Origin of the sequence: Parasphingorhabdus sp., assembly GCF_039982415.1 — a bacterium.
GTDB lineage: Bacteria > Pseudomonadota > Alphaproteobacteria > Sphingomonadales > Sphingomonadaceae > Parasphingorhabdus.
In genome coordinates, this window is record NZ_JBDWYL010000001.1 from 537,427 (window position 1) to 559,186 (window position 21,760).

Here is a 21,760-nt window from a genome sequence, read left to right on the forward strand (position 1 = left end):
CGCAAACCATGCCGAAAATCGAAAAAATTCCAAAATAGACAAGTAAATACTCGGACGATCCAAGCCCAAAAAGTAGCCGTGCAGCCACATCACAAAACAAGTAAACGCCAGCAAAGGCCCATATGCATATGGCTTGTGCCATATTTTCAAATGGCGACAATTCTATTCAATGATCCTATAAAACTATTTACACCGGGATCAGGAGCAGAGTTTTGGAGGCCATATCGCTTGTTTATATCGCCTTTTCCTTGTTTGGAATTGCTTCCTTTGCCTTCTTGCCAGCGGCCCGCGCCATCAGCATCATATATTTCACCGGACTCATTTTTCTGCCGGTATCTTCTTATCCAGCGCTAGATGATTATTTCCCTGGCACAACAGAATCGTCTCCTTATTGGATTTTAGGCGTCGCGCTACCGACGGATGCTCTGATTAACAAAGCTTGGATTGCAAGTATCACAGCTTTTGCCGGGGCTTTGCTTTTCGATATTAAGAGCATCCGCCAATTTCGTCCGAAATTAATAGATTTCCCCATGGCTGCGTGGTGTATTTGGCCTCTTGTACAAAATTTCGCACTCGATCAAAGCCCGCCTGGCTGGCAATCAAGCCTCTATTTAACTGGGGTTTGGGCATTACCATGGTTTTTGGGGCGGATATATTTTACCTGCAGAATCAATCAACTAATCCTCATTGATAGCTTGACCAAAATTACCGTTCTCTTGGTTCCTTTTGCCATTGTCGAAGGATTTTCTGGCATACGTTTCTATGAATATTTCTATGGTGATCACCCTTTTTCTGCCGTTGGGGCAGAGCGATATTGGGGTTATCGGCCACTGATTTTTTTCGAAGATGGCAATCAATATGGCTTGTGGACAGCCATGGCGGCTATACTGGCTTTTTGGCAGTTAAAGTCAGAGGATGGCGGGCAGAAGGCGGGGCTAAACCGCCTTGTCGCATGGGCATTGATATTAATTGTAATCGCTTCACAATCTATCGGTGCCATTCTGCTCATGTTTGCCGGATTGGCAGCTTTGCATTTCCACCGTATATTGCATCATTTCCGGAAGCTTGTGCTGCCAGCCTTGGTGCTGGTTTCCATTCTCTCCGCCGTTCACATTAGCGGTGTTGTCCCCATTCGTGCGCTCGCAAAAGAAACCACAATTGGACAAACCGCGCTCAGCATATTGCGCAACGTTGGTCGCGGTTCCTTGTCTTGGCGGATCTCGCAGGATGAAAAGACTATCCCGGCAATTCGCGAACGCATGACAGTCGGTTCCGGCCAGTGGGATTGGTGGCGGGAATTAGGGCGGCGGCCATGGGGATTGCCTTTGCTTGTCATCGGTCAATTTGGACTGATTGGCTTGTTTCTGGCTATAAGCAGTCCTTTGGCAGCTATAATTTCCAGATGGCGCCGCAATTTGCACGATAGGACTGAAAAAATAGAACCTAGCGCGCGCGCCTCAATCCTGTTTGTTTCAGGCATAATTATCTTCGCCACAGCGATAGACTCGCTGCTCAACGCATTCATATTTCTGCCCGCCCTTATATTTGCCGGCAGCTTAGTTGTGAGTGATCCAAAACGAGATGTTTAGCCAGCAGGAACTTCCGTTGGTTCTGTTGGCAATTTCGGAGCTTCGGCTGGTTTTTCCCCTTCCTTGGGCGGTTCAAAACCAGTTTGATAGGTTATCTCAGCCTTGGTTTTGGCTTCGGCCAGTCGTTGCTTCATAATTTTGGCCATCTCTTCATTACGAATGGCTTTGACGGCAGCAGGACCCGCTTGATCGGCATTATAAGGCACTTTTTGCTGCGCTTTTATCACATTCGCGGTCACGGTTCCGCTGGTTGGAATCACAAAAGGTTCACCGGGATCAAGGGAAATAATTTGCGCCATCATCGCGGGAGGAACTTGTAGTGAATCCATCTGCGCTGTTTTGCGATTATATTTAATATCCATTTGCGTAAGGATCGCGCCCACTTCTTCGAGTGTATTGGCTTTTTCTAACTGCTTTAAATCGTTGAGATTGGCAGGAGCAGGAAATAAAATCTGGTCCACTGCGTAAACCGTACGATTTGCAAAGGCAAAGGGGTTGGCTTCCGTGTAACGGTCAATGGCGGCTTGATCAGGCACTTTAATCGTTGTTCCTGCTTTGTCGGCATACATTTGCACCAACAAGGCTTCACTCAATTGCCGTTGACGAATGAGATAGGCCGGGTCTTGATCGATACCAGATTCCTTGGCCGCTTGCGCCAAAAGACGGCGTTCGATAATCTGCTGCAAGGCCTTTTGTTGCAGTATTTTTTTGTCGGCACCTTCTGGAATATTGGTTTCATTCAAGGCAGCATTAATCTCCTGCAGCGTGATTTCTTCATTATTCACAACCGCAGCAACCTGACCTTCAGCGGATTTTTCACATCCGGTTAGAACCAGCGCTCCAACGGCGAGGCCCAATATAGCGCGGGTTTTCATAGTCAGCTTCGTCGTCACGGTTACTTCTCCTAAAATTCTGTCCATTAAAAAGACAAAACGAATCATTGGCTTGTTACATAGTCGTTAAAAATATACAGAGGCTTACATAGCAACGGGAGGCTAGATTGGAAACCATTTACGATTGGCTAACAGTGGCCATTTTTGGCGGTTTAATCGTATTATTTCTAGATCGTTCGGTCGAGGATGATCCGCCTGATCATCTTTGGCAATATCTCGTCGCGTCTGTGGGATGCGCGGGTGCCAATTATTTGGGCAATGAAGGCTATCAATTGGCAGCAGTGGCAGTCATTGCCACGGTCATCACATTTATCATGATGGTGCTCAAACCATTTGAAAAGTTCAAACGCCCGGACGAATAAACGTTCCAAACCCCAAATTTTAGCGCGTGTAGATTATACCTTGATGCCGCTCAACAAAGCTCGGCCTTGCTTATTCATGCCTTGATTAAGCTGGGCTGCAAATTTGGAGAGGTGCGGGAGAGCTTCATCAAAATTCGGCGCTATGAGCGATGTACGGACCAAAACACCATCCGGGATTATGCCGCGCAAATTGGCTTTGATAACGGCCAAACGCTGCTGGCTCCATTGGACCGGAAACTCGCTGCCGATCCGTGTCCAATATAAAACATGTTCGGTCCGTCCCCTGCCTGTTGCGGTGAACGCATTGGCTTGTATTTTTCCGCCAAGCCCATTGTCAATTTCCATGGGCTGCGTTTCAGTTAGTTCATATCCGCCCGCGGGATAACAGATTTCCGGCCTATGCACTTGCAGCACGCCATCTTGGGTATTGCTGTAAGCGGTCAGGAACATGATTGGCGGATCTTCTGGCGCCGTGTAAACCCGAGTTACGAGATTGTCGTAGAGCCGATCTGACAAGGCGTCAGGCGGCGGGAGCACCACGCCGCTGGATGTTTCGAACCGCCAAAGCCCGATATTTTCGGGAATAAGTTTTTCAAAATCAGTTTTTTCCACCGCAGGAAAAATGACTTGCGGCATCCTCGCATAAGCCAATCCGGCGGCCAAGCAAAATGCACCACCCATGATCAAATGCCGGCGACTGACAATAGATTTATTTTCTGAATCTGATCTCTCGGCACTTTCCGCAATAGAATTATCAACGCTCATGTCGCCGCCCTCCGATTGGTAAACCGCCGCCATATTGGTTCAAGAACGCTATCAATCGCAAAGATAGTCAATACAGCGATCATGAACATCGTGATGCCGGCAAAATTATGCATAAAGCCTTGAGCCGCAGCTTCGCCGTAATAGTAAGTCAGCAATATGAGAATAATAACCCGTATAAAATTGGCAATAATAGCAACCGGGATGATCATCATGCTGAGTAGCACGGAATAGCGCCAATTGGCTTGATGCCGGACATAAATATAGAAAAGCGAAATGGCAGCGAGCGAAACCAGTGAATTGAGCCCAGAGCAGGCCGCCGCTACCAGTAGTTGATATTGGCCAATTTGGATCATCACTCCCGCGCCGCCTATAGGATAGCCTAGCGTATGCAACAAACTAATCGCTGCTTGAGAAATTAAAATCTTCAGCGGCTGCGTAATCAGTACGATTAGCGTGTCTGGCGGTGGGAAAACAAAAACCATGTAAAATAGCGGAAACCACATGATTTTCATCGCTTTTTTCCCAACCATGCTGTACAATGCAATCAAAACGAGGCCATACATTAAATAGCCTTCAAGCTCGATGATCTGCGTGATACGGGCGAATAAGAAGAGCGGAAGAAACACGGTCGCCAGCACCATAACCGGCAGGGTAGGGGCCGGCTTCATCGCCGGTTTCGCTACCAACCACCGTCTGCGCAAAAGCCATAGACCGGTAAACAGGACAATGGGACCATGGGCTCCGGTTTCTTGAGACCAGCTTTCTTGCGAAACAAATGTCATCGTTGGAATAATGATCGCAACCAAACCCAAGGCGAGTAAAATATTCGCCAAGCTCATAGGGGGTAGTGAAGGTCTTGCAGTTGCACTGGTCATGAAGGGTCTGCTTTTATCAGGCCGGATGCTGCAATATTAGGCATGGAGAAAGATCCGAGATGTGAATGATAAGAGAATTTACTTATTTGTGAAAAGTCGCCTATCATATCCCGCAACCACTTGCCATAGTTACCAGCAATAAGCCTAAAAAATGGCGGTAATGTGCTATTTCGGCACAGGAACAAGCCGACTTCTTTATAACCCGTGCTATACGAATTAAACCATTGGTGTAAAAGGCTGTGCACAGGCGTATATTGCCAATGAACCATTCTACTGTTTCAATAGCAGAGGGTTTGCGTGTACGGGACATCGCGATTGATGAGATGAGGGCTTTTCGCAACAGCGAGCGCTAAACTGAATAATTATGAAATTCACCGATTCAGATCAGATCCCTGCGCAGCGCAAAACGCTTAAACGCAGCTGGAGAGCGCGGCGTCGTTCGATCATAATATTCATTCTGCTATTTTGCCTGATACCGATATCTGGTCTCTACATGTCTTCAACGTCATTTTTTGAGGACCGTATCGGCCTTGGAAAAGAGCCTTTTGCTACGATTTCGTTAGACGATCCTTCAAATGTAGTGGTGCCCGCTCTCCCGGCTTTGCCCGCGGAGATGGCCGAACAAGAAATGGGCCCCAAATTATCAGAAGAAGATGCCATTGCTTTCAATAATGGCGTTCCGGAATCCAAAGATCCGGTCGTTCCTGCCCGTCCTTTCCTGGTACCATCGAATGTTGCGATGGAAATCTCTAGAAAAGCAGCCATTAACTGCTTAACATCGGCAATCTATTATGAAGCTGCGATTGAAGCGGAACGCGGACAAAGAGCGGTTGCTCAAGTTGTATTAAATCGTGTCAGACATCCTGCTTATCCCAATAATATCTGCGGGGTTGTATTCCAAGGTTCTCAACGCTCTACCGGCTGCCAATTTTCTTTCACCTGTGATGGTTCACTCGCTCGTACGCCCAGTCCGTCCATCTGGAAAAAAGCCGAGAAACTGGCCGCGGAAGCCATTTCCGGCACAGTAGAACCGAGCGTTGGAACAGCAACTCACTATCATACGGTTTGGATCGTCCCCTATTGGGCAAAAAGTTTGGTGAAGGTCAAAACCGTTGGATCCCATATTTTCTACCGCTGGTCTGGTTATTGGGGCAAACGGCCCGCGTTTACGCAAAAATATGCCGGAGAAGACCTGTCGGAAGATGTCTTGACCGAGAGCGAAGGGGAAACAAGCCCCGAACAAGCGTTCGATCTCGTCGATCAAGAACCTTCTGAACAGCCAATATATGTGCCCGAAACTGATCCCATTCTTACACCCAAGTTTGAAGCCGGGCCATCAACAACGGCTCTCCCGGAAAATGACGGGCTGTCAGCCGATGATGCGCAAAGTTCGATTGCAGCCGACAACGAAAAGGGCACTCTCATTCTGGATTGAGCATGTTTCGCTCTTACAATCGTAACATTTTGCAAGATTAGTTACGATCCAGTAAAATCATCCATTCATCGCTTTTAACCTACGGAGAACCTATCTATTTCAAGTTTATCCTACATAGGCTCTAGACAGGTCCATAGATCATGGATATCTGCCCGGTTTCGAGGAACTTGATATGACGGACCAAGCTGAATCTAAATTTCTTGCTTCCTTGCGCGGGAATATTGTCCCTGTCGCTATTGCCTTCGCCTTATTCGTCTTTCTTGTTCTTTTGCCACAATCCTTCTTCTATCGAGGGCTAGTGTCTCGCCTGGCTGAATGGCAATTTCATCTGTTCGGCAATTATTTCCCCATTCTCACAATGGCCCTGCCGATATTATTGCTCACACTTCTGTTGGTGTTGATTTTATGGATCGTTTTTCGGGTTCGAAAAAAGAAGGAAGCTGATCAGCCCGAACTATCTCTTCCAGACCAAGTCAAGAGAACATTGGGTAAAACAAGACGCGCCATGTTGAGTTTTTTCATTTTGTCAGGTCTTGCCGTCGTTGCAATGTTGGTCACACTTATTCTGGTTTTCATGCTGCCAAATGACAGCGGCAAGATGCAGACAATTAATGTTGGCAGCTTGCCATTTGCAGAACCCAAAGAAGGCAATGCGCGATTAAATGGAACATTAGATTGGCAAAAATTGGCAACGATAAAAAAGGACCTGGTACTCGCGCGGCAGAGAACTTATTTCATCCCGATCGTCAGCCGGATCGCTGATCGCAAATCTACGCGTTATTTTGTCCAAGTCTTTCGCCCAGAGTTTGTCTTGCCGCGCAACCAGCTTCCTGGTCGGGTTCCAGAGCGCGAGCATTTGTTGGAACAGGGCAGAATAGTCCCAACAAAAGATGGCCCTGGTGGATCAGTAAACGGTGTTTTACGGCAAGATGGGCTGCCCGATGAAATTGTTCTGCTATATCAAAAGGCGGGCGTAGATGTGCACCCCGATCACTATGTCCTGTATCGCGATGCCAGCGATTTAAGCTGGCCTTATTGGGGAGCCTTTTGGCAGTTTTTCATTCTTGCGATTGGCACATTGTTGATAGGCCTGTATCAGCGCAGGCAATTCAAACGCTTGAAAAAGGGATCTGAAGAGGCGGATTACAGTTAATCTGGCATTTACCGTCCTGCTGAACAATTTTCCAATATCATCGCTGCTAAAGGGGGTTAATGTTATGGCAACCAATAAACCTGCTTTTAAGCATAATGACATTGGGCGGCGCCTTTTTGGCTGCTGTGCAAGTGTCGGTGTTTTCGGATGCTACACCGGTGACTGCGATGAGCGCCGCATTGGACCACGATACAGTTAACACCGACAGCCCAGACCAGTCTGGACCGCTCGAAATAAACCGGTCAACCGATGGCCTGTTTTATGTTGATGGAAATGTGAACGGCGTTTCCATTCGATTCGCGATCGATACCGGAGCTTCTGTCATTGTTCTCAACAAGGCCGATGCCAAACGCATCGGTTGGGAAGGCGCGCCGTCTTCAACCCATCGGATACGAACCGCATCCGGCTATGGCAAAATGACCTGGAAAAAAGCCGACCAAATCAATGTCGCTGGAAAATCATTGGGTGATTTGGATATCGCTGTGATGGATGGCGGCCCAGCATTTTCTCTTCTAGGCCTTAACGCTCTATCGCAATTTGAATCGATTACGATCAAAAATAATCAGATGATTATAGAATAAGAATGCGGTTTACCCCACAGCCAATTGATTGGATGCTGCCTTTGTCGACTTGCGACGACGCAAAGCCGTACCAATCATTCCAAAGCCCAAAATAAACATCGCCCACGTAACCGGTTCTGGAACCGCGGACATGATCGGAGGCTCTTCCATAGGAGGGTTTTCTTCTCCTGGTGTATCGTCAACCGGCGTTTGTGGGTTGTTAAATGTGCCAGGCCCGCCGCCGCCAATACCACCTGGAACTCCGCCAGGATTACTAGATGGGCCAGTTGGCGAAGTTCCGCCACCGCCCGGTCCCAATGGTCCACCAGGAGCAGTCTGTGCATCGGCCAGCTCAGTCGGCAAATCGCCAAATTCCGGAACAGTTGCATTTGGAATATTATTGGCCGCATTGCCGGTATTGCCCGCACCAGAAGGAGGAGCTACGAATGTTGGATCGCCATCGCCTGGCAACAATCGACGGCGCAATCTGCGATCAACGCCATCGCCTGGAAAACCACCCAAGGTCCGCAACAACGTGTCCGCACCTGGGATCGAAAGATAGGTTACCGGCAATCTTTCCGGCACGGCGGTGAAAACAAAAGGCGTTTCCGATTCAGGAACCCACATAGCACGATCATTATGAGGAAACAGCGCAGCCAAGCCTATGGCACCGCCAAAAAGCAATATCGCAGTTCGGCGCCGGCGATCGGCAGATGCTATCAATCCTGAAAGATTATCAGACACGTCAGATTCCTGTTTATCATCGCGCCCGTGAGGACATTTTCTCGATGAAGTGTTTATATTTCCTTATCACATATACAGTTCTGTGCAATTTGCAACGGTGTTTACCAGTTTTGACACCATGAAACCGTCCGGAAAACTGGGCTTTTTCGAGCTAGGCCAATATAATTTTATCTCTCGACCATTTGATCCTTTCTGCCAGCATATGGCTACGTAGTTTTAAATAATCTCAACAAATTAACCTTTGAGAAACCAATTTCATCGCAAGACTGTGTCAGGAGCACAGACATGCACGCACGAAAAATCAAATATGATGAGTCCTTTATCGCCAAAGAAGGCAAGGTTTCTCAACAGGAACAAGAGACTGTGCAAGCAATCGGGGAGAATGAAGCGAGCTATGTGCCTTCGCCTGCGCGAAAATTGCAGCAACAAATTGAAGATCAGATGGGTGACACTGTTGTTTCACCGTCAACCGACAAATATGGAACGATCGCTAGCGTAGCGATTATCGTTGGAATTTCTTTGGCTCTTTGGACTGGCGTAGCGACTATCAGCTTGGTCATTTTCTAACGCCCGGCGGTAGAACGCTGAATGATTCCGCCAGAAATCCAGCACGCCTCACGGTAGCATGGTATATTTTCGTGATAAAAACACCAAGATATCATGGACTTGTCGCGCTTTGGTTAACAAACCATTAGTTTGTGGCCTTCTAGAGCGTTTTCCTCTATTCCAATAAGTGGGTTGCACGTTTGTGTATATAATGATGGTGCGATAGTTGAACGAGAGTTACCCTTTTTCAGAACAGCAGTTAAAAAACGGAACAACAGAACGTTGGCCGCTTAGATCGACGCGTCTTGCGCTTTACACCCTGCTGCAATTTCTAGACATTATCGCAATCGTATCCGCCTTTATGATGGCCAGTTTGCTGCGTGAGGACAAATGGCTTTCCCCGCAAGGCTATCATATCGTCTTGCTGGTGGTTCCCATTTTCGTAATGTTCGCCTTTACCCGTGATTCCTATTCGATTGATTCCTTGCGCAGCCTATCGGAAAGCGTCAGACGTCCATTCTCAGCGCTCTTCGCGACTGGCATGATCGTATTGATGTTTACGTTTTTCTCCCAAACCGGAACCGACATCTCGCGTTTGGCTTTTGCTTTTGCATTCACGGCCAGCGCCGCCTTTATTGGCTTGGGACGTCTTATCGTGAACCAATTTATATGGTTGAAATTCCGCGGAATTGTTGTTGATCAGTTGCTCATTGTAGACGGCGTTCCTCCGTTGGCCTTTGAAAAAGGCATGTATTGCGTCGATGCCCAGGCTGAAAAACTATATCCGGATCCCATGGATCCCCATATGTTGTCGCACCTGTCCGAAGTGGTGAAAGGTTATGATCGGATCATTGTGGCCTGCCAACGCGATCGCCGGTCGGATTGGGCGCTTTTTCTTAAAGGATCGGATGTAACCGGTGAATTGATTGTAAGCGGCGCTAACAATCTGGGTGCAATCGGCCTAGGTGATTTTGATGGCAATGATACATTGGTGGTTTCTCGCGGGACGTTGAGCCTGGTCAATCGTTTGAAGAAAAGAGCCTTTGATCTGGCAATCACTATACCTTTGTTGATCTTTCTGGCGCCTCTCTTACTCGTGGTCGCTATCTTAATCAAATTGGACAGCCCGGGGCCCATTTTATTCCGCCAACCTCGAGTAGGCCAGGGCAATCGGATTTTCAGCATTTACAAATTCCGCAGTATGCGCTCGGAAAATGGCGATATGGCAGGAGATCAATCCACCCAGAAAAATGATCAACGGATAACCCGGGTTGGCAATTTTATCCGAAAGACGAGCATTGATGAGCTTCCTCAGCTGATCAACGTTCTACGGAGTGAAATGAGTGTGGTGGGGCCTCGACCCCATGCATTGGGATCTTTGGCCGGAGACAAGCTGTTTTGGGAAATTAATCAGCGCTATTGGCTCCGCCACGCGCTCAAACCGGGTATAACGGGGCTCGCACAAATTCGCGGCTTTAGAGGAGCGACCGATCGACAAGAAGATCTCGAAGCTCGGTTGCAATCAGATTTGGAATATCTCGAAGGGTGGCGCTTGTGGCGCGACGTGACCATATTGTTCGGTACCGCAAAGGTTCTTATCCATCCCAATGCCTATTGAATAGACTGACTGACCTTTTCGCCGTCATACAACAATCGGTTTGAATCAGCTCAACCACCGGTTAAGCGCACGCGTCATCGGTAATTCTATAATGAGATGGAACCAGTGGGAAATCGCAATGGCAACGCCTGCGAAAATCAAGGTCATCACCAATAGCGGAACTCCGGTTATCCCCAGCCATTGGGCAACAAATACCAATAGAGTGATAATCAAGATATGGGCCAGGTAAAGCGTATAAGAGCTGTCGCCCAATGGGGATAGTTTCTCGATAAATACCGGTTGGTAATAGCCTTCCAAAATCACCACCGCCAAAATCAGCAAGGCACTGGGCACACCCCAAATTATCGCGCTTGGCAGGTTTTCATAACCCCAGGATATCCCGACAGCAAAGAGACTAACAGACGCCAGCAAAGCAACAATCCCCCATAGTTTGGGAAACTTCAATCGCGTGGTGAAATAGGCAATCCAGGCACCAAATAGAAATTCTATCAAAAGGCTGTTGGTGGCGAGAGCAAGGGCGGCATTGCTTGGTTTGAATAGAATACCAAGCCCCATGGCAATACTGAAAAAGACCGACAAAATAATAATACCGCGCAGACGTCCAAACAGCATGGCCAGACCGAACATGAAATAAAAATACATCTCATAGGATAGGGTCCATGCCGGACCGATAATTAAAGCGGCATTGTCTGGAAAAAGCAGTAATGCGGAAACCAACCGATAGACAGAGAAGTCATAGCCCGATCCAATCATTGTATTGACCAATATGTAAACGATGGCGAGTAACCAATAGATTGGATAAATTCTAATGATCCGCTTTCTGAAAAACCGTTTAGCACTATAGCCCTTGGCATCAACCGGATTGGTCAAAACCATGATATATCCACTGATGACGAAGAATATATGGACACCTACCGCGCCGAAACCAAAGAGGTAGAGTTCATATTTGGATGCACTATTTGGCGATACGTCAGTGGCAAGAGCCAAATGAGCGTGAAACAGGACAACGAGTGAAGCGGCAACGAAACGTAAAAATTGTATCGAATGGGCTTTACGTCTTTCCGTCACCGTTATTCCCCCAAAATATGCCGGCCTGTTTTCGTTCATGAAACCGCATCCACCGAACTTTGCCCTAATCGGTAAATACGCCTTTCCGCAAGCGCACTTTTCAATCCGTATCATTCATGGATAGTTTAAATGGTGAATGACGGCATGATTTCCTGACCAGAGAAGATTTAATTCTCGAACAGATTGTGGCTTGCTTGAAAATATTATTTCGTATACGAACCAATTATAGTTCACATACGAATTAATATTATGACTCATAAAACACCCCGAATTTTTCATCTTTTGCAGCAAGCCCATAGTGCTGTTTTTCGCGCAGCGGATCGATTCTGGCGTCAAGAAGAAGGATTGACCGCCACTCAACAAGGAGTTTTGTTCACACTGTCGAAGGGGGAGGGCATCCCGATAACGACTATTGCCGATCAGCTAAAAATGGGGAAATCCAGCTTGACCGGCTTAATAGATCGGATGACTGAACGGAAACTGGTGCGGAGAGAAACAAGCGCCCAAGACGGACGGGTACAGTTGATTTTTATCGAACCGGCAGGGGTTCGTCATGTGGAACGGTCTGTGTTTCGTGTTCGCCGCTATAACGAACGGTTACTGGAAGCCTTCTCGCCCGCTGAGCAACAAATCATCGCGCGGTTTTTGAATTATGTCGCGCATAATGCCGATGATATTATCACCAATATACCCGAAAATTCCGAACCAGAAATTGAGACAAAAAAATGACTGATCTCATAGAATCCCAAACCGTCGCGCGTGTCCTTGAAATAGCGTTTAATCGCGAAGCGCAGCTCAATGCCTTAACCCACGAGATGTACGACGCCATTGCCGATTGCCTCGACAATGCCAAGGCCGATGAGAATGTTCGCGCAGTCGTTATTACTGGCCGCGGGACTGCCTTTACCGCCGGCAATGATCTGGGTGATTTTGCCAAACCCATGCCCAAAGGCAAACCACCCGTTGTGCGCTTTTTGGAAACTCTACGCGATATAGAAATCCCGGTGATTGCTGCTGTTAATGGCCCAGCTGTGGGTGTTGGCTTGACGATGCTGCTCCACTGCGATTTGGTTTTTGCGAGTGACACAGCGGTGTTTAGCGCTCCTTTTGCACAAGTGGGTTTGGTTTCAGAAGCCGGTTCCTCCTTATTGCTGCCGCAAGCGGTTGGCATGGCGCTGGCCAATGATATTTTCCTGACCGGGCGCAGATTAAATGCGCAGGAAGCCTTAGCCGCTGGTTTGATTTCCCGGATCGCGGATCCAGAAACGCTTTTATCGATGGCTATCGAAACTGCACAAAAAGTAGCTCATCTGGCGCCAGGCGCAGTGCAGAAATCCAAGCAATTGGTCCGCAATTCTAAAGAATTGATAATCACACAGATGGCAAATGAATCACTTCATTTTGCTGCCCAATTACAATCGTCGGAATTTAGCGAATCTGTTGCGGCCTTTCTAGAAAAACGCCCCCCTGAATTTGCATAGATCGGAGAAATTTATGTTTCAGCGTATCGTCTTGTTCCTCGGCATCATTGTGGCTGCATATATATCGACACGGGCATTGACAGCTCCGCAGGACGTCTTGGCATATTTTGGTCTCGTGGTTGAAGGCGCCGATGGTCGAAACGAAATTCGAGGGCAATATGGTGATTTTTTCGGCGCTGTTACGATCGCATTGCTGTTAAGCGCATTTGACAGATTACCGAGAAATTTTGGCCTCGGCCTCTTGCTGGTCACAGTAGGCGGTGTCTTGTTCGGGCGTCTGGCCAGCATTGCAATAGAAGGGCTGTCCGTTTGGCCCGAATATTCCGACGGAATCAAGACTTTTATCATGGTAGATATTGTCCTGGTCGCGCTCACATTAGCGGCCTTGTTTCGCAGATCTGATAAACCAAAAATCGGTCTTTAGGGGATTTTCGATGCTGAAATGGACGCTGCGATTAATTATTGGCTTGGCAATTACATTGTCGCTGTTCTTGATTGGATTTCGCTGGATCCATGGCAGCGGTGAATATTACCCCGATATGAGCACCGTGCCGACAATCGAAGATGCTCGTGTTACCACTCCCATTTTATTGCCTTATCCTCCTGGTATGGTTGCCAGCTCTCCAACTGGACGGATTTTCTATACTTATCATATGCTCCACAAGCCTGAGCGCTTTGCAGATGCTACGATTTTTGAATGGAAAAATGGAAAATCCTCACCTTTTCCAAACGCGGCCATGCAAAAAGAATTTCACGGTGCCATGGGTATTACCATCGATCGTCAAAGCCGGTTTTGGATCATTAAACCGGGTGCGTTGGAAGGCAAGAAAACCCGCCTAATGGCCGTTGATATGACCAGCGGAAAACTGGTTGTCGATCATTATTTTGCGGAAAAGGAAGCCGGCTTTGCGCAGGATATGCGCGTGTCTCCAGATGGAAATACGGTTTACCTGGCCGACACGGGACTTTTCAAATTTACCGCGGCTGGATTGATTATTTTTGACGTACCCAGCAAAACATCCCGCACGGCTTTAAAAGGCCATTCCACCGTCAGTCCACAAAATTGGTTGATGCGCAAAACCAATGGCGATCCTTATAAACTCGCCTTTGGACTGCTCAGCTTTGTGGTCGGCGTTGACGGCATTGCTTTAACGCCAGATGGTGAAACGCTTTATTTTGCAACCATGTCTCACGATAGCGTCTTTCGCATTCCAACTGAGATATTGCGCGATAAGAATCAGACGGACAAAGCGGTTGCAGAACAGATTGAATTTGTCGGCAAAAAACCAATGAGCGATGGTATCGAACTCACAGCCGAAGGTGACCTGATCATAACAGACGTTGAAAATGGGGGCATAGGGTCACTTTCCATGGATGGGACTTATACAAGCCTGACAAAATCAGACACCGTGGATTGGGCCGATAGCGTCACTGTCGATCCCGATGGGGCAATATGGTTTACCGATAGCCGTCTAACTGATCTCATTGACCAATTCGCGACGCCGAGTGACGAGCAAAGAATGAAAGAAAGCGGTCCCTATGCTATCTACCGGATCGCTCCGCTTGGAGCAGAAGAAAATCTGCAATAACGATTTTCGGTAGACTTCCCTATTCCCGGCTGAACCGAACTTGCGGAAAGGCGAGCGGTTGATAGGCCAATCAGCCATTATTTGCGATCATTTTATCCGTGGCGATTGTTATTGCATTTTCACCATTGATCTCTAAATTTGTCCGGACAAATATATATTATTGTCTGTTTTTGAAAAATTGAGACGGGAAAACATGCATGTCGTTTTATCGCTTGGCAGGACTTACCCTTACGATCATTGCCTCTTTCGCAATACCGATTCACGCGACAGAAGCTTCGGGGAAACCGTTAATCGCTGAATTGGCTGATATGCTGGAAGGCGAGTTTGATAGCCGCCTGCAAATGGAGGAGGATAAAGCGAACAATGTTTCGAAAGAAAAATCGCACGCTTGGGTGAACAGGAGTTTTGTAAGGATCAATGCTCCGGAATTCGATAGCCCAGTGTTGGTCGGTAGCACCTTATACCGAGCGGATCCTTGGATCTTTGACGAAAATGAGTTTCTGGTATGGACCTTTACATCAGTCCAAAATGGCAATGCAGTTTTGGCAACACCGCGTCGTTTTAAGGAGCAGCATAAACGCTTGCCATTTGCCCGCGATGCTAATCGTTTAGCCGGGTTCTCTGCCGAAGATTTGGAACCGGCACGCAGCGGGGCTGCATGTCCTATAACATGGACAAAAACCGAAACAGGCTTCTATGGAAAATCTACAGATTGCCGGACAATGTCGACGGTTCATAAAAAGTTGCTAAATTGGGAATGGCGCTATCAATTGCGCTCTGATGCTCTTTCTATAGAATTTTTCGGCACAGATGATTCCGGAAAAACACTTGATGGAACACCAGATAATATCCCATATCGATTGAATGCTTTGACGCGGGATGGGGTGCCGAAGAGTAATGCCGATGTCATCAATGCAGTCCTCAGAACCGCCACAATTTATGTGAAAAATTGGGATAGCTCGGTAAGATTCTATACAGAATATTTGGGGTATAAGCTTCTGGTTGAGAACGAAATTACGGATGAAAAGTCTCTCACCACCATTGGTGCGGGACCTAAAATGAAGGCGCGCATTGCCTATCTCAAACCCGTCAACAATAGAATAGAACGACCATTTTCTGGAAATTATCTGGGACTTATTGAAATTTCCGGTCCAGGCGCGGATGATGGTGCATATCGCAGGATTTCCGATGATGCCTCAGCGGCGAAAGGGGAAATAGTGTTGGCCCATCAAGTTGTCGGCATAAAACGTGTCTATGCTGCAATGCAGGCAGATGAAAAAATACAGATTATCGCACCGCTCAGTCCCAGTGGAGCGGGTCTGTCTCAATCTTTTTCAGTGCTAGATCCCAATGGTGTCCGGGTGGAAATATATGAATATGCTCCTGGGAAGGAACCCAAGAGAAATCCTTAACTCATCTACAATGAAGTAGATCATATTTCGATCAAGCATAATGGTCATTTTCAATGTCATTTGTTGTTGGTCCGCATTTTTGGGAAGGATATTTAGCTATGACCGCAAACATCTCACTTTATCGCCGGGATTTGCTTTTTGCAGGACTGGGTGGAGGTACATTGGCGTTAAGTACAGGTTCTGCCAAAGCGCTACATTCCCCTGCTTGGGAAAGCCTATCAGAGCGAGAACGTTTCCATATCTATATCAAACTAGTGGGTAGTCTGGATACATCGGATGTTTATATCTGGTTTAAAGGTGTTTTGTGGGGTGCATTGCCACAACGACTGCCGGTCCCTTTCTGTGGATTTCAGGGCTTGGCGCGGCACAGGTGGACAGCAAACGAAAAAGAAGGCGTTTTCTTGCAAAAGAGCTTCGATGTGGGTTTTTTTAGTGATCTTGAAACCGGACTGCCGATAAGGGAAATCTCAAACCCTCTTACGGGTGAAACAAATCAGGTTTTTCACAATAAATATGGAGGGTTTGAGCGAAAGCATAATTTTGCAGAATTTATTGAACGCGGCGACGATAAAAGCGGGAAGACTAAGCGGGATTGGAGAACGGCAGGAAACCAAGCCTGTTTGAATGAGATTTCCAGCGGGCAATTCACTAGCAAATTACAGCCTGAGAAATGGCCGCGGGAAACTTCTGGACCGCTTAATTTCTATGCCGGAGAAACCAGCTATTCTACACAATTGGATCATCTTCTGGATCCCAATGTGCGTCAGGCCGACTTTGCAATGTTCTGGTCATCATTTAGCCCTTGGGAACCTTGGCTGCTAATGGATGCAGCACCAGGTAATGCACAATGGCGAGCAACCGGGATGAAACTGAATTCCTACAAAGATGCTCCCAGAGAAATGCTTGAATTCATCGAGAAAGATCAGCCCAATTATTTCGATGATGCCGACCCTTGGCCTGGAGTTTTGAGCAATACAGATCGCTTTATAGAGGCCCGTTCTCCTCAAAAATTGGCTGTAAGCTGAGTTATCAGCCTGTGGTACAACGTTCAGATTGTCCCAAGTCTAACGGCCTCCTAAACGAATATTGATTTCATTCGTCTTTCACCAATACACTGTCATCTTCATTTTCATCGTCAAGATCGGCTCCACAGCCGTCTGGAGCACCACTGGGACAAGCATCATCCGCTTGCCACAAATCATCATTTCCAACACCGGTTACCGGTTCATCGAGTGAACCGGACTCGGACTGAGTTTCAAATTCCTTTATTTGAATGAGCGAATTGCCCATTGTGTTCATAGAAACATCCATAGTCGTTTCGCTGCTTTGAGCTTCTTCTTCACTGATATCTTGAACGAGACTTTCGATAGCTGATCCCCCGGCTGCGACGATCGGCGGCGAAGCATCAACAGGATCAGGCGAGGGCGTAGGCGCTGGGCTTGGGGTCGGTATGGGTGCTGGAGTTGGCGCTGGTGCAGGCGTTGGAGTTGGAACAGGTGTCGGTGTTGGAGCCGGAGATATTGAAGAACAGCTGGCAGGATTGGCGATCACGCAACCATTGATCGTCGAGGCGGGATTGAAACCGGTCACAATATTGGTCGCAGCAACCGCATCTATGCCGGTGTTGCCGCCGATAATTCCATTAATGACGACGTTAAGCGGTGTTGCGATGACCGTATCGAATAGCGACAGGCTGCTAGCAACAATCCCTCGGCGATCATCGAAAGCCGTGCTAGCGGCGGTGTTCTGGATATAAATACTGCTGTTTGTAGTGGTCAAAGTCACATTGCCGCCGCGAATAACCCCATCAGCGTTGATTATACCGTCATTCTGCGCGAGCCGCAGGTCGACATCTGAAACGGGCAGGCCAGTAATGTCCGCGAACGCTTGATCGGTCATGGCAAAAATGCTGTTGGCGATGAAGGACAGATTTCCGGCGCCGCCAAAATTTCCGCCGCTATCGGTAATTTGAACCAGCCCGCCACCATTCGTAGCAATAAGAATGTCACCTCCGGCAGCGTTTAAATTCAATCCGGTATCAGACAAAGCGCTGGTGAGATTTAAGTCACCAATGATACGGATGCTGTCGGCGCTGTTCAAAGACACATTGCCGATCTGACCGACAATTTGGCCAGTATTCAACGTCAGGTTATCAATCACCAGCGAAGGATCGGTTGAACCGGTGTCAGCGGCAAAAAAAGCAAAGTCACCCCCAGATTGAATCTGGTTAAACTCATCTTGGCTGAGATTATAAACACCGGCTGTTCCTGTGCCGCCAAGAAGCGCAACGTTATTGCCATTGCTTTCTAGCGTGATCAGGATTGTATTTTGAAATTCACCCAATTGCCCAGAACCAGCAATATTTATGTCGGCCGAGCGAGTGGTTATGGTTGTGCCACTGGCGAGCTCTTGTATGTCAATCAGCCCCCCGGCCACAATTGTCAGTCCGCCGGAAGCGGCTGTCAAATTGTTGATAATCGCATCCATGCTTGCACTGATCAAGATATTGCCATTGCTTGATGTTACTTGCTGCGCGAAGCCCGCTCCGCCTGCAGTCACCGAACCACTTTGACTGGACAGAATGATATTGCCTGACCCCGCAATCTGAGCAGCAGCAAGATCGCCTTGAATCACAATATCTATGTCGCCGTTATTGGCTGTGGCGACTACGTCCAAGTCTCCTGTCGCGCGTAAAAGGATATTATTGCCATTGGCGGTTACCCCATTGGTGGCGACAAGCTCGGTATCGATGAATATATCGCCACTGCTCGAGTTGATATCCGCTGTTGATGCGGAGAGGGTTGCTATGTTTATGCCTTGATCGCCCATGAGAGCGACATTTCCGGTCGCGGGATTGAGCGCTATTACGTCGCCAGCAATCTCTCCGCTAGCGTTAAAGGTGAGATCGCCAAAGGCCATGGCAGCGTTGAAGGTAATATCACCCCCAGAATCCGCTGTAAAATTACCACCTTGCGCATCGAGACCGCCAAAGCCAATATCACCCGCGGCATCCAGATCTATAGTTCCGGCAACCGTCACCATGCCATTGCCATCAATGTCACCCGCCGTGGCTTCCAGCGTCAGGTTGGTTCCAATCATGCCGCTGTTCAACGCGACCGACGCGCCGTTCAAATTGGTTGACGCACCGGATATTGCGCTGTCAACTGCGACAGCAGCGATGCCCGTTATAACAATACTTCCTGCGGCATCTAAAGCGCCAAAGGCTGCATTTGCAAGTGTAACATCCGAAGTGATATCGCCCCCGGAAATTACGTTGCCAATATCCACTGACTGAGATGTCAGTGCGATATTTCCACCGCTACTAATATCGCCGCTACCCCTATTTTTGCCAATCAAACCGTTTACTGCTGACAGTGAAATGGAATTGGGCGAAGTAATGCTGTCAAACAGGATATTGGTCGCGCTAGTGAGGTTCAGGTTCGTTGCTGTTGCATCACCGATAGCAATATTATCCGCATTTAGATTTACGTTGTTTGTTGGACTGGAAGGGATTGTCTGATTTATTCCGCCACCATTGATACTGCCCGCAGCCGACAAGTTCATCGTGTCTTCCGTCGCCACGTTGGTGAAATTTATGTCGCCGCCGGCATCAACGGTAAAAGCAAAAAAACCCGGCGCAGTACTGCCAGTGAGTGATCCGAAACTGATATTGCCAGTCGCATCAAAATCAACAGCACCGCCGACATTCAATTCCCCATTACCGCTGATATTGCCCGCATTGGCGTTTAAAATGAGTGCACCGCCTGTGGTTGCGTTGTTTAAAGTAACCGACGCTCCGGAAAGTGCGCCCGTTCCATTGCTATTGATCCCATCAACTGCGGTCGCTCCTGCGCTGGTGGTGGTAATTCCGCCAGTGGATGTCAGCGTTCCAGCGTTAATTGCAGCGGCTTGTAAAATGACACCGCCCGCTTCGGCCGTATCGATATCAATTATTCCCCCCGCCGTCAGGGTCGTCGCGCGGATGCCGTTCACAAAAATATCACCGCCAACTATGTCGGTTCCAGCATCAATGGCAATTTCAAATCCTGTGCTTGCAGCACGATCAAACATGACCGCACCGCCAGCATCAATGTTAAAATTGCCGTCGGCGGTTGCATCGCCAAATAAGATATCACCCGTCGCTGTGAGATCTATATTACTGCTATTGCCGGATGTGAGAATACCATTACCTGAGATATTACCGTTGGTTGCCGTGATAGTCAGGGAGCTTCCTGATGCCGCATTGTTGACAACCACAGCCGCGCCGCGAACCGCAATTACGCCGCTAGTAGCTGTATCAACCGCTGCATTTTCTATGGCTGTAACTGATATATTTCCACCTGAAGCAACCTGGCCAGCATCGATGTTCAAAGCATCTATGCTGAGAGTGTTCGTGGCATCTGCATTATCCAGATTTATGGTGCCGCCCGCATCCAGGTCAATCCGCCCAAAAAACCCGGGGGTCATATTTGTGACCGTACCGCCGTTAATATCGGTTCCGGCATCAACACGAATGGAATCAACGGTCGAAGTAATATTGGTGAAGCCAATTGCTCCGCCTGCGCGCAATTCATTAGTGAAATTGGTGCCCGCAAAACCCCGCGTCAAAACCGTACCGGCATTGATATCGGTTCCGGCAACAAGCAAGTTCCGGGATTCAGATTCCAGCGCATTGAAGGTAATCGAACCACCCGCATTGGCCGTGAACGTTGTCGCTGCGTTTAAGGCATCGAAATTAATGTCACCGGATGCTGTCAAGTTGATCGCGTCGCCAACCACGGTGTTGCCAATGCTGTTGAGCTCACCTGCTGTCGCATTTAAAGTGAGGCCAGTTCCAATCATACCGCCACGCAGCGTAACCGTGCCGCCAGTAATATTTGTTGTCGTCGCGCTAACTGCCTCATTCACTATAGCCGCTCCGACTGCGGTTACAGCAATTGTGGTGCCTGCATCCAACGTACCAGTGTTCGTCGCCGCAGCATTGAGAGTTATAGCCGTCCTGCTGCTAATATCCCCAGCACCCGTGGCGGATTTACCAATGGCGCCGCCCGGGGCGGAAAGAGAAATGGCGGTATTTGAAATGAGGGAGTCGAAGAGAATGTCAGAGGCACTGGTAAGACTGATATTATTGGCATCGACCGTTCCAATGGCCAGGCCGCTGCCGTTTAATATTATCATATCGGGAGAGGTATAATCTCCGCCAGTAATCGATCCACCGGCAGTGATGGTGACATTGTCGAGCGATCCGATCGCGCCCGTTAGAGCAACATTACCTGCAGCATTGAGAATAACAAAGTCATTGCCATTATCACTGCCGTCCAATCCACCGCGGACCGAACCGCCGGTGATGTTGTTCGCATCAATGGTAATATTGCCAGACTGGGTATTGGCTTCGACAAAGGCTACATTGCCGGCAATATCGATATCAAAGCCGGTGCCAGCAGTAATCGCGCCAAAAGCGATATCCCCGGTGGCATCAAAATTGGCAAAGCCGCCTAAACTAATAACGCCATTGCCAGCAATATCACCCGCTGTCGCGTTGAGCGTTAGATTGGTCGCGATATCGCCGTTGTTCAATGTCACAGACGTCCCGTTGACGATTGCCCCAGCGGCTGTGCTGTTAAGCGTATCGACAACAGCAACGCCGCCAGCGGTCAGAATAACATTGTC

At 48.2% G+C, this 21,760-nt stretch carries 19 protein-coding genes; 13 read left to right on the forward strand and 6 right to left on the reverse strand.

The genetic code is table 11. The features are described from left to right. Nucleotides 1-212: 212 nt before the first annotated feature. The gene (locus tag ABJU74_RS02690) at nt 213-1,589 is read left to right on the forward strand and encodes a hypothetical protein (RefSeq protein WP_348382972.1); all 1,377 of its coding nucleotides are present in this window, start codon (nt 213-215) and stop codon (nt 1,587-1,589) included. Here ABJU74_RS02690 and ABJU74_RS02695 read toward each other — a convergent pair. Further along, nucleotides 1,586-2,482 (reverse strand): SurA N-terminal domain-containing protein, encoded by an 897-nt coding sequence (locus ABJU74_RS02695; protein WP_348382973.1) that lies wholly within the window; start codon nt 2,480-2,482, stop codon nt 1,586-1,588. The two genes, ABJU74_RS02690 and ABJU74_RS02695, sit on opposite strands and share 4 nt — an antisense overlap. Nucleotides 2,483-2,589: 107 nt before the next feature. Here ABJU74_RS02695 and ABJU74_RS02700 point away from each other — a divergent pair, with 107 nt between their 5' ends. Then, nucleotides 2,590-2,844, forward strand: coding sequence for an XrtV sorting system accessory protein (locus ABJU74_RS02700; RefSeq protein ID WP_348382974.1), 255 nt, complete (start codon nt 2,590-2,592; stop codon nt 2,842-2,844). A 33-nt stretch (nt 2,845-2,877) separates the two neighbouring features. Here the strand turns inward: ABJU74_RS02700 and epsI are convergent, their stop codons facing one another. Next, nucleotides 2,878-3,609: an exosortase-associated protein EpsI, V-type gene (gene epsI / locus ABJU74_RS02705; RefSeq protein ID WP_348382975.1), complete on the reverse strand. Its 732-nt coding sequence runs from the start codon at nt 3,607-3,609 to the stop codon at nt 2,878-2,880. Next, the gene (gene xrtV / locus ABJU74_RS02710) at nt 3,606-4,484 is read right to left on the reverse strand and encodes an exosortase V (protein WP_348382976.1); all 879 of its coding nucleotides are present in this window, start codon (nt 4,482-4,484) and stop codon (nt 3,606-3,608) included. Before xrtV ends, epsI begins: the two co-directional genes overlap by 4 nt. 364 nt (nt 4,485-4,848) lie before the next feature. Here xrtV and ABJU74_RS02715 point away from each other — a divergent pair, with 364 nt between their 5' ends. The 3 genes from ABJU74_RS02715 (at nt 4,849) to ABJU74_RS02725 (ending at nt 7,653) form a co-directional block, all read left to right on the forward strand. After that, entirely contained in the window at nt 4,849-5,919 is a 1,071-nt protein-coding gene (locus ABJU74_RS02715; protein WP_348382977.1) for a cell wall hydrolase, read from the forward strand. A gap of 172 nt (nt 5,920-6,091) precedes the next feature. Next, nucleotides 6,092-7,072: a hypothetical protein gene (locus ABJU74_RS02720; RefSeq protein ID WP_348382978.1), complete on the forward strand. Its 981-nt coding sequence runs from the start codon at nt 6,092-6,094 to the stop codon at nt 7,070-7,072. Between the two features lie 59 nt (nt 7,073-7,131). Continuing rightward, complete coding sequence (locus ABJU74_RS02725; protein WP_348382979.1) at nt 7,132-7,653, forward strand: TIGR02281 family clan AA aspartic protease; 522 nt, start codon at nt 7,132-7,134, stop codon at nt 7,651-7,653. Nucleotides 7,654-7,662: 9 nt separating this feature from the next. Here the strand turns inward: ABJU74_RS02725 and ABJU74_RS02730 are convergent, their stop codons facing one another. Beyond that, nucleotides 7,663-8,376: a PEPxxWA-CTERM sorting domain-containing protein gene (locus tag ABJU74_RS02730; protein WP_348382980.1), complete on the reverse strand. Its 714-nt coding sequence runs from the start codon at nt 8,374-8,376 to the stop codon at nt 7,663-7,665. 285 nt (nt 8,377-8,661) lie between these two features. Between ABJU74_RS02730 and ABJU74_RS02735 the strand changes: the two genes are divergently transcribed. Together ABJU74_RS02735 and ABJU74_RS02740 are read left to right on the forward strand one after the other, a co-directional pair. After that, entirely contained in the window at nt 8,662-8,943 is a 282-nt protein-coding gene (locus ABJU74_RS02735; protein WP_348382981.1) for a hypothetical protein, read from the forward strand. A gap of 205 nt (nt 8,944-9,148) precedes the next feature. Next, the gene (locus ABJU74_RS02740) at nt 9,149-10,540 is read left to right on the forward strand and encodes a sugar transferase (RefSeq protein WP_348382982.1); all 1,392 of its coding nucleotides are present in this window, start codon (nt 9,149-9,151) and stop codon (nt 10,538-10,540) included. Nucleotides 10,541-10,585: 45 nt separating this feature from the next. On the opposite strand, the gene ABJU74_RS02745 is transcribed toward ABJU74_RS02740, so the two are convergent. Next, on the reverse strand, nt 10,586-11,647 hold the full coding sequence (locus ABJU74_RS02745; protein WP_348382983.1) for an acyltransferase: 1,062 nt from the start codon (nt 11,645-11,647) through the stop codon (nt 10,586-10,588). Between the two features lie 210 nt (nt 11,648-11,857). Here ABJU74_RS02745 and ABJU74_RS02750 point away from each other — a divergent pair, with 210 nt between their 5' ends. From ABJU74_RS02750 to ABJU74_RS02775, 6 genes are all read left to right on the forward strand, one after another. Next, nucleotides 11,858-12,337 carry a MarR family winged helix-turn-helix transcriptional regulator gene (locus ABJU74_RS02750; protein ID WP_348382984.1) on the forward strand — a complete coding sequence of 160 codons (480 nt, stop codon included), beginning with the start codon at nt 11,858-11,860 and terminating at the stop codon, nt 12,335-12,337. Continuing rightward, nucleotides 12,334-13,089, forward strand: coding sequence for an enoyl-CoA hydratase-related protein (locus ABJU74_RS02755; RefSeq protein WP_348382985.1), 756 nt, complete (start codon nt 12,334-12,336; stop codon nt 13,087-13,089). The genes ABJU74_RS02750 and ABJU74_RS02755 overlap by 4 nt, the downstream gene beginning before the upstream one ends. A 13-nt stretch (nt 13,090-13,102) precedes the next feature. Further along, nucleotides 13,103-13,513, forward strand: a complete 411-nt coding sequence (locus ABJU74_RS02760) for a DUF4345 family protein (protein WP_348382986.1) — start codon at nt 13,103-13,105, stop codon at nt 13,511-13,513. A 10-nt stretch (nt 13,514-13,523) separates the two neighbouring features. Then, nucleotides 13,524-14,678, forward strand: coding sequence for an L-dopachrome tautomerase-related protein (locus ABJU74_RS02765; RefSeq protein ID WP_348382987.1), 1,155 nt, complete (start codon nt 13,524-13,526; stop codon nt 14,676-14,678). Between the two features lie 197 nt (nt 14,679-14,875). Further along, nucleotides 14,876-16,090, forward strand: coding sequence for a VOC family protein (locus tag ABJU74_RS02770; protein ID WP_348382988.1), 1,215 nt, complete (start codon nt 14,876-14,878; stop codon nt 16,088-16,090). Between the two features lie 53 nt (nt 16,091-16,143). After that, nucleotides 16,144-17,115 carry a DUF1838 family protein gene (locus tag ABJU74_RS02775; protein ID WP_348382989.1) on the forward strand — a complete coding sequence of 324 codons (972 nt, stop codon included), beginning with the start codon at nt 16,144-16,146 and terminating at the stop codon, nt 17,113-17,115. Nucleotides 17,116-17,182: 67 nt separating this feature from the next. Here the strand turns inward: ABJU74_RS02775 and ABJU74_RS02780 are convergent. After that, nucleotides 17,183-21,760: hypothetical protein (locus ABJU74_RS02780; RefSeq protein ID WP_348422545.1), on the reverse strand; the 4,578-nt coding region annotated here is incomplete at its 5' end.

Bases quoted from the DNA above. Each gene is read 5' to 3' on its own strand.
- epsI (WP_348382975.1), bottom strand. From the start codon at position 3,609: ATGAGCGTTGATAATTCTATTGCGGAAAGTGCCGAGAGATCAGATTCA.
- xrtV (WP_348382976.1), bottom strand. From the start codon at position 4,484: ATGACCAGTGCAACTGCAAGACCTTCACTACCCCCTATGAGCTTGGCG.
- ABJU74_RS02715 (WP_348382977.1), top strand. From the start codon at position 4,849: ATGAAATTCACCGATTCAGATCAGATCCCTGCGCAGCGCAAAACGCTT.
- ABJU74_RS02720 (WP_348382978.1), top strand. From the start codon at position 6,092: ATGACGGACCAAGCTGAATCTAAATTTCTTGCTTCCTTGCGCGGGAAT.
- ABJU74_RS02725 (WP_348382979.1), top strand. From the start codon at position 7,132: ATGTTATGGCAACCAATAAACCTGCTTTTAAGCATAATGACATTGGGC.
- ABJU74_RS02735 (WP_348382981.1), top strand. From the start codon at position 8,662: ATGCACGCACGAAAAATCAAATATGATGAGTCCTTTATCGCCAAAGAA.
- ABJU74_RS02745 (WP_348382983.1), bottom strand. From the start codon at position 11,647: ATGAACGAAAACAGGCCGGCATATTTTGGGGGAATAACGGTGACGGAA.
- ABJU74_RS02750 (WP_348382984.1), top strand. From the start codon at position 11,858: ATGACTCATAAAACACCCCGAATTTTTCATCTTTTGCAGCAAGCCCAT.
- ABJU74_RS02755 (WP_348382985.1), top strand. From the start codon at position 12,334: ATGACTGATCTCATAGAATCCCAAACCGTCGCGCGTGTCCTTGAAATA.
- ABJU74_RS02760 (WP_348382986.1), top strand. From the start codon at position 13,103: ATGTTTCAGCGTATCGTCTTGTTCCTCGGCATCATTGTGGCTGCATAT.
- ABJU74_RS02765 (WP_348382987.1), top strand. From the start codon at position 13,524: ATGCTGAAATGGACGCTGCGATTAATTATTGGCTTGGCAATTACATTG.
- ABJU74_RS02770 (WP_348382988.1), top strand. From the start codon at position 14,876: ATGTCGTTTTATCGCTTGGCAGGACTTACCCTTACGATCATTGCCTCT.
- ABJU74_RS02775 (WP_348382989.1), top strand. From the start codon at position 16,144: ATGTCATTTGTTGTTGGTCCGCATTTTTGGGAAGGATATTTAGCTATG.